Annotated in this window: 14 protein-coding genes; 10 read left to right on the top strand and 4 right to left on the bottom strand. The window is 60.8% G+C overall.

Features of this window, described 5'->3' with window-relative positions; genetic code table 11:
* Positions 1 to 102 precede the first annotated feature (102 nt).
* Positions 103 to 393: an exopolysaccharide production repressor ExoX gene (exoX, locus tag NGR_RS08785; RefSeq protein ID WP_015887901.1), complete on the bottom strand. Its 291-nt coding sequence runs from the start codon at positions 391 to 393 to the stop codon at positions 103 to 105.
* 778 nt (positions 394 to 1171) lie between these two features.
* Between exoX and exoY the strand changes: the two genes are divergently transcribed.
* From exoY to NGR_RS08765, 4 genes are read left to right on the top strand one after another with little or no spacing between them, the layout of a single operon-like run.
* On the top strand, positions 1172 to 1852 hold the full coding sequence (gene exoY / locus NGR_RS08780) for an exopolysaccharide production protein ExoY (RefSeq protein WP_015887900.1): 681 nt from the start codon (positions 1172 to 1174) through the stop codon (positions 1850 to 1852).
* 55 nt (positions 1853 to 1907) lie between these two features.
* Positions 1908 to 3173 carry a polysaccharide biosynthesis/export family protein gene (locus NGR_RS08775; protein WP_015887899.1) on the top strand — a complete coding sequence of 422 codons (1266 nt, stop codon included), beginning with the start codon at positions 1908 to 1910 and terminating at the stop codon, positions 3171 to 3173.
* A 4-nt stretch (positions 3174 to 3177) separates the two neighbouring features.
* Positions 3178 to 4458, top strand: coding sequence for an O-antigen ligase family protein (locus NGR_RS08770; protein WP_015887898.1), 1281 nt, complete (start codon positions 3178 to 3180; stop codon positions 4456 to 4458).
* Between the two features lie 18 nt (positions 4459 to 4476).
* Complete coding sequence (locus tag NGR_RS08765; protein ID WP_015887897.1) at positions 4477 to 5484, top strand: acyltransferase family protein; 1008 nt, start codon at positions 4477 to 4479, stop codon at positions 5482 to 5484.
* A gap of 21 nt (positions 5485 to 5505) precedes the next feature.
* Here the strand turns inward: NGR_RS08765 and galE are convergent, their stop codons facing one another.
* Positions 5506 to 6486 (bottom strand): UDP-glucose 4-epimerase GalE, encoded by a 981-nt coding sequence (gene galE, locus NGR_RS08760; protein WP_015887896.1) that lies wholly within the window; start codon positions 6484 to 6486, stop codon positions 5506 to 5508.
* A 491-nt stretch (positions 6487 to 6977) separates the two neighbouring features.
* Here galE and NGR_RS08755 point away from each other — a divergent pair, with 491 nt between their 5' ends.
* Both NGR_RS08755 and NGR_RS08750 read left to right on the top strand, forming a co-directional pair.
* Positions 6978 to 8792: an ABC transporter ATP-binding protein gene (locus NGR_RS08755; RefSeq protein WP_015887895.1), complete on the top strand. Its 1815-nt coding sequence runs from the start codon at positions 6978 to 6980 to the stop codon at positions 8790 to 8792.
* Between the two features lie 678 nt (positions 8793 to 9470).
* Positions 9471 to 9851, top strand: coding sequence for a hypothetical protein (locus NGR_RS08750; RefSeq protein WP_032490807.1), 381 nt, complete (start codon positions 9471 to 9473; stop codon positions 9849 to 9851).
* Positions 9852 to 9884: 33 nt separating this feature from the next.
* Here the strand turns inward: NGR_RS08750 and NGR_RS08745 are convergent, their stop codons facing one another.
* Positions 9885 to 11165 carry an ATP-binding protein gene (locus NGR_RS08745; RefSeq protein WP_015887892.1) on the bottom strand — a complete coding sequence of 427 codons (1281 nt, stop codon included), beginning with the start codon at positions 11163 to 11165 and terminating at the stop codon, positions 9885 to 9887.
* A 647-nt stretch (positions 11166 to 11812) separates the two neighbouring features.
* Between NGR_RS08745 and queC the strand changes: the two genes are divergently transcribed.
* The 3 genes from queC to queE are packed head-to-tail and all read left to right on the top strand — an operon-like array spanning position 11813 to position 13613.
* Positions 11813 to 12523, top strand: a complete 711-nt coding sequence (gene queC, locus NGR_RS08740; protein WP_015887891.1) for a 7-cyano-7-deazaguanine synthase QueC — start codon at positions 11813 to 11815, stop codon at positions 12521 to 12523.
* A complete protein-coding gene (gene queD, locus NGR_RS08735; RefSeq protein WP_015887890.1) occupies positions 12523 to 12879 on the top strand; it encodes a 6-carboxytetrahydropterin synthase QueD in 357 nt (118 codons plus the stop codon). The genes queC and queD overlap by 1 nt, the downstream gene beginning before the upstream one ends.
* Positions 12876 to 13613: a 7-carboxy-7-deazaguanine synthase QueE gene (queE, locus tag NGR_RS08730; protein ID WP_032490809.1), complete on the top strand. Its 738-nt coding sequence runs from the start codon at positions 12876 to 12878 to the stop codon at positions 13611 to 13613. The genes queD and queE overlap by 4 nt, the downstream gene beginning before the upstream one ends.
* Before the next feature lie 78 nt (positions 13614 to 13691).
* Here the strand turns inward: queE and NGR_RS08725 are convergent, their stop codons facing one another.
* Entirely contained in the window at positions 13692 to 15512 is a 1821-nt protein-coding gene (locus NGR_RS08725) for an ABC transporter ATP-binding protein/permease (RefSeq protein WP_015887888.1), read from the bottom strand.
* Positions 15513 to 16081: 569 nt separating this feature from the next.
* Here NGR_RS08725 and NGR_RS08720 point away from each other — a divergent pair.
* Positions 16082 to 16333 (top strand): helix-turn-helix domain-containing protein, encoded by a 252-nt coding sequence (locus NGR_RS08720; RefSeq protein ID WP_015887887.1) that lies wholly within the window; start codon positions 16082 to 16084, stop codon positions 16331 to 16333.
* The last annotated feature ends 27 nt before the right edge of the window (positions 16334 to 16360 follow it).

Raw genomic sequence — 16360 nt, 5'->3', positions numbered from 1 at the left:
TGCTGGAGCGGGCACGCGGGAATTTGCATCGCGATCATGTCGCAAACGCGTCAAAGGACAAGATTTTTCCGCGGTGGCGAAATGAGGCCGAGAGACGCTCGGTCAGGAATTGAAGTGGGGAGGGCGGTTTAGCCGGCGCAGCGAAAGCTTGCCCGTCTGCTTTTCGTCATTCGTCGGATCGGCCGGCAATTGGCCGGGGGATAATTTTCGGCGGTCGCGTGCCTCCTTCCACACCAGGAAAAGCACGGCAAGAAAATAGCCGACCTGTATCAGGACGGCACAGAGCAGTGTCTGAACAGCCGTGGAGGCGATTGATCCGGTGAGAAAATAGGTCGCGATGGCAAACGCCGCCAGCGCGCCCAACATGCTCACGACGAAGCGTGGTGCGAACATTGCCTACCCCGCCTTCTGATTTTCTCGTGGAACCGCCATGGCACTCCCAACCTCGCTCCTGTTTCCCACTATATTAGCGGTCGCTTGTCTCTTCAACCGGCAAATTGCAACTTTGTCGCTACGGTTCCTAACCGGAAAAGCTTTCCGTCATCTTTAAGTAGACCGAGCAATTCGAACGGGTCCATCTGCCAAACGATACAATCCCTGATATGTTCAACGGATTTGGGGGATTATTTTTCCGCGAAATCCGAGGGTCAAGATGACTCGAGCCCAAAGCCCCTAAATTCACAGGGGAGAACGCGAAGCCATTCTGATTGTTGGGACTTTTGTTTCTGTCGAAGCGATTTTTCCCGATCAACTTTTGTTACAGGCGCCCGGCCTCGTGCTTGAGAATATGTGCAGTGCAACAAAATGATGCGATGCAAAAAACGGCGGCGAATTCGTCGTTCGTCAAATCACGGCGGCAGCAGTTTGCTGTCGCGGTGAGTGAAAAATTGATCCGCCAAATACAATACTTTAGCCATCGCAAATAATGCTTGTGCACCGATGCTGGAATGTCGCGTTTCCGGGCCAAACTATTTTAGACGTGATCTCCAAACCATATACTTAAAATTTGGTAATAGTGTCGCCTGGCGCAGTCGCGAAATCGCTTTGGGGCACGGCGCGCTGGCGCTGCCATCATTCCGCCTTCAAAAATCAAATTCTCACCATACACTCGCGCTAGATGACGCCCCGTCCCACGGGACCGACAATCGCCAACGTAAATGGAGTCACCTCTATGAAGTCCGCGACTCGCTCGGCCACTACGGCTTTTTTTATTCCGCAGGAGACCGGAGCAATCCGGCCGATCGGCGGAATCTCCAAGCGAAGCTTCGACGTTCTCATTGCCATCCTGGCACTTATCGCCCTCAGTCCGCTTTTCCTGCTCGTCATGGGGCTGGTTAAGTTCTCGGACGGCGGCAGCATTTTCTACGGCCATCGCCGAATCGGCCATAACGGCCAGACCTTCAAGTGCCTCAAGTTCCGCACGATGATGGAAAACGGCGATCGGGTCCTGCAGGAATTCTTCAAGTCGAATCCTGCCGCCTACGAGGAATGGCGTACGACCCGCAAGCTGCAGGACGATCCGCGCGTCACCGTGGTCGGAAGCGTCCTTCGCAAGCTCAGCCTCGATGAACTGCCCCAGCTCCTCAACATCATTCGTGGTGAGATGAGCATCGTCGGCCCGCGCCCGGTGGTCGAAGATGAACTGGAGCTCTACGATTCGGCCGCGGAGTTCTATCTGCGCTCGCGTCCCGGCCTGACCGGCCTCTGGCAGATCAGCGGCCGCAACGATGTGTCCTATGCCACCCGGGTGGCCTTCGATACGCACTATGTCCAGAACTGGTCGCTCCTTGCCGACCTCGTCATCGTCTTCAAGACGATCCCCGCCGTCTGCCTCTCCCGCGGCAGCTACTGAAATCTTGGCGTCTGCTCGCGGTAGAGCAAGACGTCAAGCAACGGGAAAATCCCAAATGCAATCGATAAGAGTTCTAGGGGCGCCTGCCGGCTCCCGCAAGCTTCTCCATTTCGCCCGCCTCGCACTCTGCGCGGCGCTTGTCGTCTCCGGTGCCGCCGTTGCCCGGGCGGACGACTATCGGCTCGGCGTTATGGACAAATTGCGGGTTCGCGTTGCCGAATGGCAGACCGCCGAGGGCGCGGTCCGGGATTGGTCGGCCGTCAGCGGCGAGTACACGGTCGGAGCATCGGGCAGCGTGTCGCTGCCTTTCGTAGGTGATCTGCCCGCCTCGGGCCGGACGACGACGGAAGTCGCCGAAGAGATCGGCATCAAGATGCAGAAGCTGTTCGGTCTGCGCGACCGGCCGTCTGCCTCGGTCGAAATGGCACAATACCGGCCGGTCTATCTCTATGGCGAGGTGGAGACACCTGGCGAGTACCCCTACGCTCCCAATCTGACGGTCCTCAAGGCAGTCAGCCTCAGCGGCGGGCTGCGCCGGGGCCCGACCGGCCAGCGCTTCGCCCGCGACTATATCGCCGCGAATGGCGATTCGTCCGTCCAGGTTGCCGAGCGCAACCGGCTGCTCATTCGGCGTGCCCGTCTGCAGGCGGAGATAGCCAAGCATGACAAGATTGAGCTGCCCGAGGAACTCAAGAACGCCCCCGGCGTCGACAAGTTGCTCGAAAGCGAGACGGCGCTGATGGTTTCGCGCGACAAGCGGCAGGACCGCCAGCTCGACGCCCTGGCAGATCTCAAGTCCCTGCTGCAGAGCGAGATCGAATCGCTCGCGAAGAAGGCCGAAACGCAGCAGCGTCAGCTCGAGCTCGCCATGGAGGACCGCGACAAGGTCGACAGCCTCGCCGAGAAGGGCCTGGCGCTGAGCCAGCGCAAGCTCTCGCTTGAGCAGCGGGTTGCCGACGTGCAGTCGCAGCTTCTCGACATCGATACGAATTCGCTGAAGGCCAAGCAGGACGTCAGCAAGGCGACGCAGGACGAATCCAATCTGCGCAACGACTGGGATGCCCAGCTCGCCCAGGAACTGCAGAACACCGAGGCCGAACTCGACACGCTGACGCTGAAGCTCGGCACCAGCCGCGACCTGATGACCGAGGCGCTCATGCAATCGGCCGAGGCGGCGCAACTGGACGAGCAGGCTGCAAACATCACCTATTCGATCATTCGCGAACAGGACGGAAAGTCGGCGGAGATCGCCGCGACCGAGACGACGCCGGTGCTTCCCGGTGACGTGATCAAGGTCAATGCCGCAGTGGCGATGCGGTGAATGCATGCAGATCCGCAAGGCGAGCCTCATAGATCCTGACGCGAATGGGCTTTACGGCACCGCGGCCGTTGCCCTTTCGCTCTTCGTCTTCGCCTATTCGACCCGTTTCGGGCCGGTTTCCGTGCTCGCCTATTATGGCCTGTGGCTGCCGCTCGTTCTCGTCGACTACCGCAAGGTGCTCGGCAATTACGGCAGGTTCGTGTGGATCTTCGCCTTCGTGATCCTTGCCTGTCTTTCGATGTTCTGGTCGGCCGCGCCCGGTGTGACGCTGCGTGCCGGCATCCAGTATCTGAGCCACATCGTCTGCGCCCTCATTGCCATGCGGGTGGTCGACATCCGCACGCTCACCCGCGGCGCCATTGCGGGCGTTGCCATCGTGCTCGTCTATTCGCTGCTCTTCGGCGTCCACCACTACGACGCGCTCGACGGCACATACAGCTTCGTCGGTGCATTCGCTTCCAAGAACCAGCTGGGCTTCTATGCCTCGCTTGGCATCTACTTCGCCTTGATGGCCGTCTTCGTCCTGGGAGAACGGGGGGTCTGGCGAGCCGCCGCCGGGGGCTCCGGAACGATCGCCGCCTACTCGCTGCTCGCTTCCCAATCGGCCACGTCGGTGCTGACGACGGTTGCAATTCTAGGGATTTGCGTCGGCATGCGGGCGATCACCGCGCTGAAGCCGGCGAGCCGAAAGGGGCTCTTTATCGGTGTGGCGGTGTTCGGCAGCGTTGCCGCCGTGGCACTGATCTATGCCGGTGCCATCGATCTCGTCCTTGGCGCATTCGGCAAGGATTCGACGCTCACCGGGCGTACCTATCTGTGGCAGCAAGGCGTCGAAGCGGCGCAGGCTTCGCCGATCTTCGGCATCGGCTACCAGGCCTATTGGGTCCAGGGATTTTCCGAAGCGGAGCGCCTGTGGGAAGAGTTCTACATCACGGCCCGCTCCGGCTTCCACTTTCACAACACCTATATCGAGGCCGCCGTCGAAACCGGACTGGTCGGCTTGGTGCTGTTGACGATGCTGCTGCTCACCGCAGTATTCGGGCAACTGAAGCGCCTGCTGTCCGAGGACCGTGATGCGGAAGCGATGGTGCTGTTCGGCATCGCCATGCTCCTCTTCATTCGTTCCTTCGTCGAGATCGACATCATGAACCCGTACCATGTCGGATCCTTCCTGCTGTACTTCACCGCAGGGAAATTGACGATCGCGCGCCGCCGCCAGGTGGTGACCTGGCTTTGGCCGGGAGACGGGCATGCATCGGCCTACCGGCCGCGGCTCAGCATGTGATCACGGTCAGAGCGGGCGATGGGGACGATCCGGGCGATCCAGTATCTTCGGGCGGCGGCAGCGCTCGCGGTCGTGATCTTTCATGCCGCCGAGAAGACCGGCCACGATTTCGCAATCGGTGCGGCCGGCGTCGACGTCTTCTTCGTCATCAGCGGCTTCATCATGTGGGTCATCAGTGACCGCCGGCCCTTGACCCCCGCCAAATTCATCTGGGATCGCATCCGCCGCATCGTGCCGATCTACTGGTTTGCCACGGCCGTGATGATCGCCGGCGCGCTGGCCAGCCTGTTTCCCAATTTGGTGCTGAGCCTCGACCACGTCCTCAAATCGCTGTTCTTCATTCCGGCCCGTTCCCCGAGCAGCGGCGAGATCTGGCCGGTGCTCGTGCAGGGCTGGACGCTGAACTTCGAGATGCTCTTCTATGCCGTATTCGCGGCCTCGTTGCTGTTGCCGCGCCATTGGCGCCTGCCGGCCATCGCCGGCCTCTTCGTGGCGCTTGTGACGATCGGCGGGGTCGCTCCCCTCGAGGATGCCCTGTCGTTGACCTATACCCGGCCGATCATCCTCGAATTCGTGGCGGGCATGATTCTCGGCGAACTCTGGCTGAAGGGTAGGGTCCCCGGGGTGGCGGCCGGTTCTCTGCTGATCGCCTCTTCGCTTGGCGGCTTCGCCCTGATCGAATCCCTTCATCTTCCCTTCGATGAACGGACGATCGGGCCGCTGGCCGTCCTGTTGGTTCTTGGCGCGCTGTCGCTCGAGGCAAGTGGGCGGGTGCCGATGCTGCACCTGCCGATCCTGCTCGGCAATGCGTCCTATTCGATCTATCTGTGGCACGCCTTCGCGATCTCGGTGGTCGCCAAGGCGGGCAGCATGCTCGGTATTCATCCGCTGATGTCGATGGCCCTGGCGATCGTGTCGGGGACCGTAGCCGGTATCGCAGCCTACGCGCTTCTCGAACGCCCCCTGCTGCAGCCCAGGCGGACGCCGCCTGCAGCGGTTGGTCTCACCGGCCCTGCCGCCGATTAGGCCCGGCGAGAGTCGATTTCCTCAGCCGTTCCGGCGCGAATGCCAGTTCCAGGCCGACTCGGTGATTGCCGCGAGATCGTACTGAGGCTCCCAGCCGAGGACTTGTCGGGCCTTGTCGTTGTTGGCGACGAGCGTCGTCGAGTCGCCGTCGCGGCGCCCGACATAACTGACATTGAATGGCCGCCTGGAGACCTTTTCGATGGCCGTGAGCAACTCCTTCACCGTCGTGCCGGTGCCGGTGCCGAGGTTGAGTTCGACGCTGTCGCCGCCCTCGAGCAGGTAGTCGACGGCGCGCACATGCGCATCGGCGAGGTCGAGGACATGGATATAGTCGCGCACGCAGGTGCCGTCGCGCGTCTCATAGTCCGTTCCGAAGACCTTGAAGCCGTCGCGCCGGCCAAGCGCCGCGTCGATCGCCAGCGGGATCGCATGCGTCTCCGGCTCGTGCCATTCGCCGATGCGGCCCTCAAGATCGGCGCCGGCGGCGTTGAAGTAGCGCAGGATGACGGAGCGCAGGCCCTTGTAGAGGCCGTAGTCCTTGAGCGCCTGCTCGCAAACCCACTTGGTCCGGCCATAGGGGTTGATCGGAGCCTGCTTGTGCGTTTCGTCCATCGGTACGCTGTCGGGCAAGCCATAGGTGGCGCAGGTCGAGGAGAAGACGAAAGCCTCGATGCCGGCGGCGAGCGTCGCCGACAACAAGGTCAGCGTCCCGATGACGTTGTTGTCGTAGAAGGCAACCGGATCCTTGACCGATTCGCCGACTTCGATCATCGCCGCAAAATGCAGGACTGCCCGCGGTTTGTGGCGGGCCAGCACCTCGTCGAGGCGCCGCCGGTCGCGGATGTCGCCCTTCTCCAGCACGCCCCAGCGGACGAATTCCTCGTGGCCGTTGGAAAGATTGTCGTAGACGATCGGGTTATAGCCCTTTTCGGCCAGGCGGAGGCAGGTATGGGAGCCGATATAGCCGGCACCGCCGACGACGAGGATGTTGTTGTTCTGCACGGGCAACCTCAGGGAATGACTTTCGGACATTGGAACGGAACGCACAGGCTTTCGCAACCAATAGCGGCGATTTTCCAACGCAGTGTGTAAGTTCTGCAAAAGATGGCACTTCACACAACGGCGAACGACGGTTCGCCTCGGCGAAGGTGCTGCGACTGTGGCAGACATGCAGCAGTTTGCGATCGCATGGCAGGGAACACAATATTTACGCTTGGCTCCTTGGCCGTCTTCAACTATAAGCCGTCCTCCGGCAATCAGATCAGGGAGGCTACGATGACTGTCAATTCCTTCTCCCTACGGACGGCTCACGATCCTGCAGTCGTGACCGGGAGCGCTTGCGCTTACTGATCACGCGACGGGATCCGCACCGTCCGGCCGCTCCTTTTTTCGGAGACCGCGCCGCGTCACTGATGCCGCACTGACCGTCTTTTCGCGGCATTTCCATCGCTGACCAGATATTGAGGCCGGTGCGCTGCCACCGGGCAAATCCTATGGCGTTTACTCGTTTTGCGGCGCGCGATCGCGCCTTCCGCAATGTTTTCCGCTTTTCCTGGGCGCACTGGAAAAAGCAGCCGGTACGGCTTGCCGGCATTCTTGGCGCAGTGCTCCTGTCCACTTTGGCCGACGTGCTGACGCCGCTCTATTCCGGCCGGCTCGTCGATGCGGTGGTATCCGGTTCCGCCAGCGATGGGAGTGCCTGGAATCTGGCGGTTTCGGCCTTTCTGATCCTGCTGGGCCTGTCGCTCGGCGCCGTCGTCCTGAGGCATGTCGCCTTCATGATCATCGTGCGGCTCACGCTGATCATGATGTCCGAAATGGCTGCCGGCGCCTTTCATTACATCCAGCGGCTCTCCAGCGACTGGCATGCCAACAGTTTTGCCGGCTCGACCGTGCGCAAGGTCACGCGCGGCATGTGGGCGCTGGACCTCTTTAACGATACGCTGCTCGTCGCGTTGTTTCCCTCGATCGTCATGCTGATCGGCTCGACGGCGTTGATGAGTTGGTATTGGCCGCTCATGGGTGCGGTCGTCGGCCTCGGCTCCGTGCTCTTCATCGCGGTCACGGTTTCGCTGTCGCTCGGCTATGTCGCGCCGATGGCAAGCCTTGCCAACAGCTGGGACACGCGTCTCGGCGGTGCGCTCGCCGATGCGGTGAGCTGCAACGCCGTCGTCAAGGGCTTCGGGGCGGAAAAACGCGAGGACGTCCGCCTCGCCCGGGTGCTGCGCAAGTGGGAAAACCGGACCGACCGCACCTGGTCGCGCGCCACCCTCAACGGCACGGCGCAAGGGGCGATGCTCCTCGTGCTGCGTGCCGCCGTCATCGGATTTGCACTCATGCTCTGGGCCGAGGGCAAGGCGAGCGCCGGCGACATTACCTTTGTGCTCACTGCCTTCTTCATCCTGCAGGGCTATCTGCGGGAGATCGGCATGCACATCCGCAACCTGCAGCGTTCGGTCAACGACATGGAGGAGCTTGTCGCCATCCACGCCCAGCCGCTCGGGGTCGAAGACCGCGCCGGTGCCCGGCCGATCCAGATCACCGACGGCAGGATCGAGTTCCGCAACGTGACCTTCCATTATGGCGCCCATCGGGCGCCCCTCTATGACGGGTTTTCGGTGGCGATCCGCCCGGGTGAACGGGTCGGGCTTGTCGGCCATTCGGGCTCCGGCAAGACGACGTTCGTCAAGCTGATCCAGCGGCTCCATGATTTGAAGTCGGGCGATATCCGCATCGACGGGCAGGATATCGCCGGCGTCACCCAGGCGTCGCTGCGCCAGCAGATCGCCATCGTGCAGCAGGAGCCTATCCTGTTTCACCGCTCGCTTGCCGAGAACATCGCCTATGGACGCCCCGGCGCGACGCAGCATGAGATTGAGGAAGCCGCTCGGCTTGCCAGCGCGCACGACTTCATCACGGCCCTGCCGAAAGGCTATGCGACCCTGGTGGGTGAACGCGGCGTGAAGCTCTCCGGCGGCGAGCGTCAGCGAGTCGCGATCGCCCGGGCCTTCCTGGCGGATGCGCCGGTCCTGATCCTCGACGAGGCGACATCGAGCCTCGATTCAGAGTCCGAGGTGCTGATCCAGAGGGCGATGGAACGGCTGATGACCGGCCGCACCACGCTGGTGATCGCCCACCGGCTGTCGACGGTCCGGGCGCTCGATCGCCTGCTGGTCTTCGACCGGGGCCGCATCGCTGAGGAGGGCGATCACGACACGCTCATCCGCCTCAAGGGCGGCATCTATAGGAGCCTGTTCGAAAGGCAGGCGCTGGAACTGACCAAGGGGCTCCTCCTCAGCGACGGCTGAGCGTCGGTCGCCGAAAACCTGCCGCTGACCGGGCAAACGGGGTTTTCTTCCTCTTTGCCCGGTGTGGAAAGACACAGAGTTTGACCTAAGCGATTCAACAATTTCAGGAGCTTAGAGCGCTCTGCGTCATCGCAAAATGTCCCAGATGTCAGCCTATTTGACCGCACTCTTAACTCATTGAAATCGTTTGAACTTCTTTGGTGCGTTCGCGGCGCTTTTTTATGGTTTTCTAGCGCTCGAGCGGCCGCCCAAACTGAGCGGAAGCGAACTCCGCCTTTATTTCCGATGACGTCGCGGACGTAGAAGTGTCGGTTTGCGGCCAAAGCGGCGGGCAATGGTGGTCAATGACGAAGGTTCAAAACCGGCTCCGCGTCACAGGCTGGCATCAGGGGTCTTTCTGGTTTTCAGCGAAGGGTGGTTGGCAAGCCTACGGAAAGAATTGGCTCTGCCCGCTAAAGCTGGAGGGATGGTTCATCGCACAATCAAAGCGGCAAAGATCGGCTACCGCCGCCCGCTTCGTGCCGCGAGGCGCGCGTGATTCCGATGCTCACGGGACGACCACGTCCTGCGGACACGTTCGTCCCCTTTTGCAGACGCCATCGACGGGAATGCTGTTCCGGATGGCGGACACGAGGTCGGCCAAAACAGATCGGAATTGGGTTCAACGTGGACGTGTCGATGGTGCCTGCGTTCCAAACGCAAAAGGCGGCCTTTGCGACCGTGATCAAGGTCTTCGATCCCAGCGCGACCTCCGAGGCTCCTCAGCAGCCTAAGAGGAAGGATCGATCGACCCCTGGTCGCCGCGTGACCGACCTTCTCAGAGGCGATGTCCGCCGCGGCGTGCTTGAACTCCTCCGAGATGCGGAAAAGCCGATCCTTGCAGGTGACCTGTCGAAACAGTTTGCCGAACGCGAAGGCTTTGGGGCCGAGATCGACGAGATTAGTCCGAACCTTGCCGGTCGGTTTTCTGGCCTGCTCGAACGAATGGAGCAGACAGGGCTGGTTCGCTCGTCAGGTACTTCCGATGGTCGTCGTAGATTGTGGGAGATCGCCAGGTAAGCGTCCGAGGATTAAACTGGGACGCCCACTCGGCTAACTGTCTTTGAAGGACCAAAATATCGACAAAGGGAGCGCGAATATGTTTTCGCCGAAACTGAGCACGCGCTCCCCCATATAGATGACGATGCCGACGAAGGGACGGTTCATACCCGGGCCTTCGTCTCGAAACCATCGCAGATGTTGAAAGTCCTTTGTTTCAACCGTGGTCGATGTCTTCATCTCGAAGCCGATTATCGTTCTGTCTGACTCAGCAAGGATGTCTATCTCGCGCCCTCTTTGCCTCCAATGATGAAGCCGCCATTGACGCATCTGGTGGGGGAGGGATTTCCACATTTCATTGAAAACGAAATTTTCGAACAGGCCGCCAAGCGCCGTGGGATTCGCGCCAATATTGAAGCTCTGGGCGTTCATACTCCTTAAAGCCGCGACAATCCCAGTATCTACAAGATGGATTTTTGGTTGGCGTATGTCGCGCTTGGACTCTCCGGAGGTCCACGCAGGCAATCGTCGTAATAGAGAGAGCTTGGTTAGAATATCGAGGTAGGTCTCTGTGGTATTCCTTTGCAGGCTGATGTTTGAACATAGTTCGTCTATATTCAGCTCGTTTCCGACACGCGTAGCTAGTTGATCGATCATTCGCCTCATGGCATCTGATTTTCTTATTTTTAAGATGTACGCAACGTCGCGTTCCACGACACTGTCAACGTAGTCTGTGTATCGATTTTGCCTCCAGCGCTCTTCCAGAGTTCGTATCTCGGGGAAACCGCCTGCGACTATCAGGTCGATGTATTGCGTCCGGGACAACGTTTCTGGTTTAGGCAGGTCGAGCGGATCGGGACGGTCCTTCGTCGATGCCCAGTCGAGAATTTTCGCTGGCCCCATGCGCTTTGTTTCGGCGACACTCATTGGAAGCATCGTCATTGTATGAACCCGACCTGCCAACGAGTCCGCCACGTGCGCGGAAATGAAAACGTTGGATGAGCCTGTCAGGACGAACTGACCCATTGCTCGGTTTTCGTCCACGATTCTCTTCAACGCCAAAGCTAATTTCGTTGATCGTTGGGCTTCGTCGACAATGAGGGGGCCTGCTTTCGTCTCAGCCAAAAGGGCATCCAGCTGCCCTTTTGGATCAGCCTCAATAGCTGCAAGCACACCCTCGTCATCCAAGGTGATGAATTTTCCAATGCTCAATAGATCGCGTACCAGTGTCGTCTTCCCGACCTGGCGCGGTCCAATAATGTTAACCACGCGTGCTGATTTAAGTGCAGCCCCAAGTTCGGGCTGCAGGTGACGCGGGAGAAGGCTCTCGTCCATGATGGTCACTTCATTTTCTCAGCAGACCGATATGGCAAAAGTTGTAATAGCGTAGCGGTAAAAGTGTCAATTGGATTCTGGTGGAAGTTCCAATAGGAATCTGGTGAAAGTTTCAATAGAACATCGGTGAAACCGTCAATAGCATCCTGGTGGAACTGTCAGTACGCGAGAAATTGACGGAGCCCAAATCAGTCATAGCAGGTATCGTTGCTTCTCCACCGCAGTCTTCTCAGCTCAGACTTGGTCCTCGATCCGCTCCGCCGCGCCTTGCCAATAGTGGCATTTACCCATGCTGGTGTGCTCACTGGCGGCCTTAGCGAAATTCCTGTTTCGAAGGATTTCCTGCATTGGGCGATAACGAATTTCTATGCACTCTACACTTGGCATGGTGTCATTGACCGCCCGCGAAGCGCCCCGATGGAAGCCCGAATGGATCAGCCCCGATCAAATCTTCGCAGAACTCGTCGGTCGAGCTGGGAATGTCCTCGACCCACTTGCACCGGAAGCTCGGGACGCCTCCGTGTCCGTGGGACAAACTTTGTGTCTTCCCACACCCGGCCAGCCATTCACAAACCGTCCGCTTTGGCCTAAAAGGCCGGCAGGAAATACCGGTCGCAGCCTACCCGGTCAAAACAAGGACACCTGTCATGAAAACCATCGTAATCTGCTCCGGCGGATTGGATTCCGTTTCGCTTGCCCACAGGATCGCGGCGGAACATGAGCTTCTCGGCCTCCTGTCGTTCGACTACGGCCAGCGGCACCGCAAGGAACTGGATTTCGCCGCCGCCTGCGCGAAGCGCCTCGGCGTGCCGCACCAGATCATCGACATCCGCGAGATCGGCCGGCACCTGACCGGTTCGGCCCTGACCGACGACGTCGACGTGCCCGACGGTCACTACGCGGAAGAGACGATGAAGACCACCGTCGTGCCGAACCGCAACGCCATCATGCTGGCGATCGCCTTCGGCGTCGCGGCCACCCGCAAGGCCGATGCGGTCGCTGCCGCCGTGCATGGCGGCGATCACTTCATCTATCCGGACTGTCGGCCGGGCTTCATCGATGCCTTCCAGGTCATGCAGAACCACGCGCTGGAGGGCTACGCCGACGTCATCCTCTATACGCCCTATGTCAATGTCTCGAAGGCCGACATCGTTGCCGATGGCGCCAAGCACCACACGCCCTTTGCCGAGACCTGGTCCTGCTACAAGGGCGGCACGCGCCATTGCGGACGCTGCGGCACCTGCGTCGAGCGCCGCGAAGCCTTCCATCTGGCCGGCGTCACCGACCCGACGGAGTACGAGGATCCGGAATTCTGGGTCGCGGCCACCGCTGCCTACGTGGCAGAGGAGGTGAAATAATGTTTCGCATCACCAAGGAATTCCACTTCTCCGCCTCGCACCAGCTGACGAGCCTGCCGCCCGAGCATCAATGCGCAAGGCTGCATGGGCACAACTACGTCGTCGAGGTGGAGCTTTCGGCCGAGACGCTCAACGAGCACGGCTTCGTTCGCGACTATCACGAGCTTGCGCCGCTCAAGCAGTATATTGATGAGTCGTTCGACCACCGCCATTTGAACGATGTGCTCGGCCACGATCGGGTCACTGCGGAATGCCTGGCACAGCATTTCTACGTGTGGTGCCAGGCGCGGCTGCCGGAGACGAGCGCCGTGCGCGTCAGCGAGACGGCGAAGACCTGGGCGGAATATCGGCCATGACCGGCATGCGTTCCGCCGAGATCCGCGTCAGCGAGATTTTCGGTCCGACCATCCAGGGCGAGGGCGCGCTGATCGGTCTGCCGACGGTATTTGTCCGGACCGGCGGCTGTGACTACCGCTGTTCCTGGTGCGACAGCCTGCACGCCGTCGACAGCGCGTATCGCGATGAATGGCGGGCGATGACGACCGATGAAGTCTGGAGCGAAGTCACGCAACTTTCCGGCGGTCAGCCGGTGATGGTCTCGCTTTCAGGCGGCAACCCGGCGATCCAGCCGTTCGGCGCATTGATCGCGCGCGGTCATGCCGAGGGTTATCGTTTTGCCCTGGAGACGCAGGGATCCGTCGCCCGCGACTGGTTCGCCGAGCTCGACATGCTGGTATTGAGCCCGAAGCCGCCCTCGAGCGGCCTGGAGACGGATTGGGAGGCATTCGACGCCTGTCTCTTGATGGCGCGGGGCAAGCCGCAGATCGCAATGAAGATCGTCGTCTTCGACGAAGCCGACTACGCCTATGCCCGTACGGCGGCGGCTCGCCATCCGCAATTGCCGGTTTATCTGCAGCCCGGCAACCACACCCCGCCACCTCCGGATGACCACGATGCGCCGATCGACATCGAAGGCGTGATGGAGCGGATGCGCTGGCTGGTCGACAAGGTCATCGCCGACAGGTGGTTCGAGGCGCGCGTTCTGCCGCAGCTGCACGTGCTGATCTGGGGCAACAGGCGCGGCGTCTAACATGTCGCCCAAAAGCAGGTAGCGGTTTTGGGCGGAACGACATGCATAAGAACAAGGGCCTTAATTAGCGATCCGCAATCAAGACGCGGTCTCTGCCGCCAACTCCTTTTCGGCGACGGCTTCGCCAAGCCGGACTGGCTTCAAGGCCGGGGCTTCGGCGTCCTTGACGAGATGGATGACGCGAGAAAACAGCGCGCCATTGCGCGGCGTGCGGCCGATCTTCACGACCGCCGTTTCCCTGAGGTCGGTCTCGAAGATCGACAGCGCCCGTTTCAGCGCGTCGCTGTCCATGGTCTCGAGCGCTTCATCGATGATCACCCAGCGCGGCCGTTGCAGGAGTATCCGGGCAAAGGCCAGCAGGCGCTGGTCGTCGTCGCTGAGTTCGCGCTCCCAGCGGGCCTCGCGGTCGATCGATGTCTCAAGCTGGTCCAGCCCGACCTTCGAGAGGGCGGCAACGATCTCTGCGTCCGAAAAGCCGGCATTCCGGGGATAGGCAAGCGCATCGCGCAGCCGGCCGCGCGGGAAGTAGGGGGCGCGCGGAATGAACGCAACCGAATCGTCCGCGGGCAATCCCACACGGCCGCCTCCCCAGGGCCAGAGCCCTGCGAGAGCCCGGAAAAGCAACGTCTTCCCGGCACGTGGATCGCCGCTGATGATGACGCGCTGGCCGGCGCCGATCTCGATATGCGGCTCGGCGAGCCTCGTCCGTCCCGACGGGGAAACCACTTCGAGATTGTCGAATGTCAGGCTCGCCCGGTCGTTCTCGACGAATTCTATCCGCTTCTCCCGGTCGTGCAGCGTGTCGACCACGGTCAGCGCGCGGCGGAAGGCGGCGACCCGCAGCAGTGTGGCGCGCCAGTCGGCGATCGCGCCGATATTGGCGACGAACCATTTGAGCGACGTATGCACCTGGTTGAAGGCGCCGACGGCCATCATCAGGCCGCCGAAGCTGATGTTTCCGGCGAAATAGACGGGAGCGGCGATCAGGATCGGCGCGACGACCGTCACCCAGCCGTAACCGTCCTGCACCCAGGCAAGATTGATCTGGGCGCGATAGATTTTGCGCACGGCACCGAGCACGGATGAAAGATCGAGTTCCAGCCGCCGGCGCTCACCGGCCTCGCCACCCGCCAGCGATATGGCGTCGATATGCTCGTTGACATGCATCATCGAGAAGCGCAGGTCGGCCTCGCGCGCATAGCGTTCGCCGTTCAAGCCGATCAGCGGCCGGGCGACCAGCCAGCTCAGGCAGGAGGCCGAGCCGGCGTAGAGAATCGCCGCCCAGACCATATAGCCGGGGATTTCGAGTGATCGGTCACCGATCTGGAAGGCGAAGCCGGCCGACAGCGACCAGAGCACGCCGACGAACGAGGCGAGCAGTATCGACGATTGGACAAGTCCGAAGCCGAGATCGGTGGTGAGATCGGCGAGGTGGCCCGCATCCTCCTGCATCCTCTGGTCCGGATTGACGCCGATCGCGCCACCATTTGCGAGCCGGAAGGCGCGGCGTGGCCGCATCCATTCGCCGATCAGGTCCAATGTCAGCCCTTCACGCAGCTTCAGCCGGACCATCTGGTTCAGCCACTGCTGGGCGACATTGAACACCAGGAGAACGCCGGCGATGACGACGAACAGCATGAGTTGATAGAAAAAGGCGTTGAGGTCGCGCCGCTCGATGGAGTCAAAAAAAGGCCGGTACCAACGGTTGAGAATGATCTGGCCGATGGCGGTGGCGATGATGATGGCCAGGCTGGCGGCCGTCAGCCACAGGATTTTCTTCAGTAGCGGCGAGGCGACGAAGGCGCGCCGCATCATGTCGAACTGCTGCCAGATGCTGCTGCCCTCTGGTGCTGCGGCCGGCGATCGGGGCGCGGTCTTCTTGCCGGTCGGTTTCTTCATCGTCATTTCCTCCCTTTCGAGGGGCACAGCCTGTCGGGCCCTATCCCGACGGTCGGTACACCGAGCCCATCGGCAAGCACGACGCACCAACTGACGGTTCAGGGTTTTTGCGTTCTCGGTCGGTCCTGCCATTGAAGCAGGCCGTAAGAGACACCGAATCAACGAGGCGGACGCCCCGATCCAGGAGCGGCGGCAGTTGCGCGTCCTGTGAAGGTCGGAAATGTCGGAGAGTGCCGTTGCGATGCCCGCATTTGGGGGCGGGCGGCAGCCCGTTCAATGCAAATATACGACTGAATATCCGAAGGTGCTGAAATGCAGCCAAGTCAGTAACAACCATGCGGCCAGTGTACGGGTATCCGGGCCTGATGAAAACTGGTTTCGATGCCTGTGGAAGCTGTGGACAGACCCATTTGTGATCGCCCTGGGAGCGTAATCGTAGCCCTGCCGTTCATTTCGGCTTGTTCATGTTACAACATTGACATAAAACGTTACCGCTTATCCCAAGGCGTGTGTCACCCGCACTCAACCGCGAATTCGCAAGAATTTCATGCCTAGAGAAGGAGACATTTATGTCCATTTCACCCTCCAGCATTGGCGACGGCCAGGCCTCGGCCATACTCGGCGGCGACATCCCCGGCCGAGTCCGGGCCGCTCGTGAAGCCGTCGGCTACAGCATCGAGGACCTCGCGGTCACTTGCGGTCTCGCCAATGCTGAAATTAACGAAATTGAAAGCGGCATGGACAACAGTCCGGCAAAACTGAAGCGAATCGCCATAGCCCTTCAGGTGCCGGTCTCGGACTTCCTGCCCGCCGAAATTTGACTGAACGACCGGCCGGCGAGATGCGTC

Origin of the sequence: Sinorhizobium fredii NGR234 (assembly GCF_000018545.1) — a bacterium.
Taxonomy (GTDB): Bacteria; Pseudomonadota; Alphaproteobacteria; order Rhizobiales; family Rhizobiaceae; genus Sinorhizobium; species Sinorhizobium fredii_A.
Note: the sequence above shows the minus strand (reverse complement) of the source record. Positions and strands in the feature narration are given on the sequence as shown.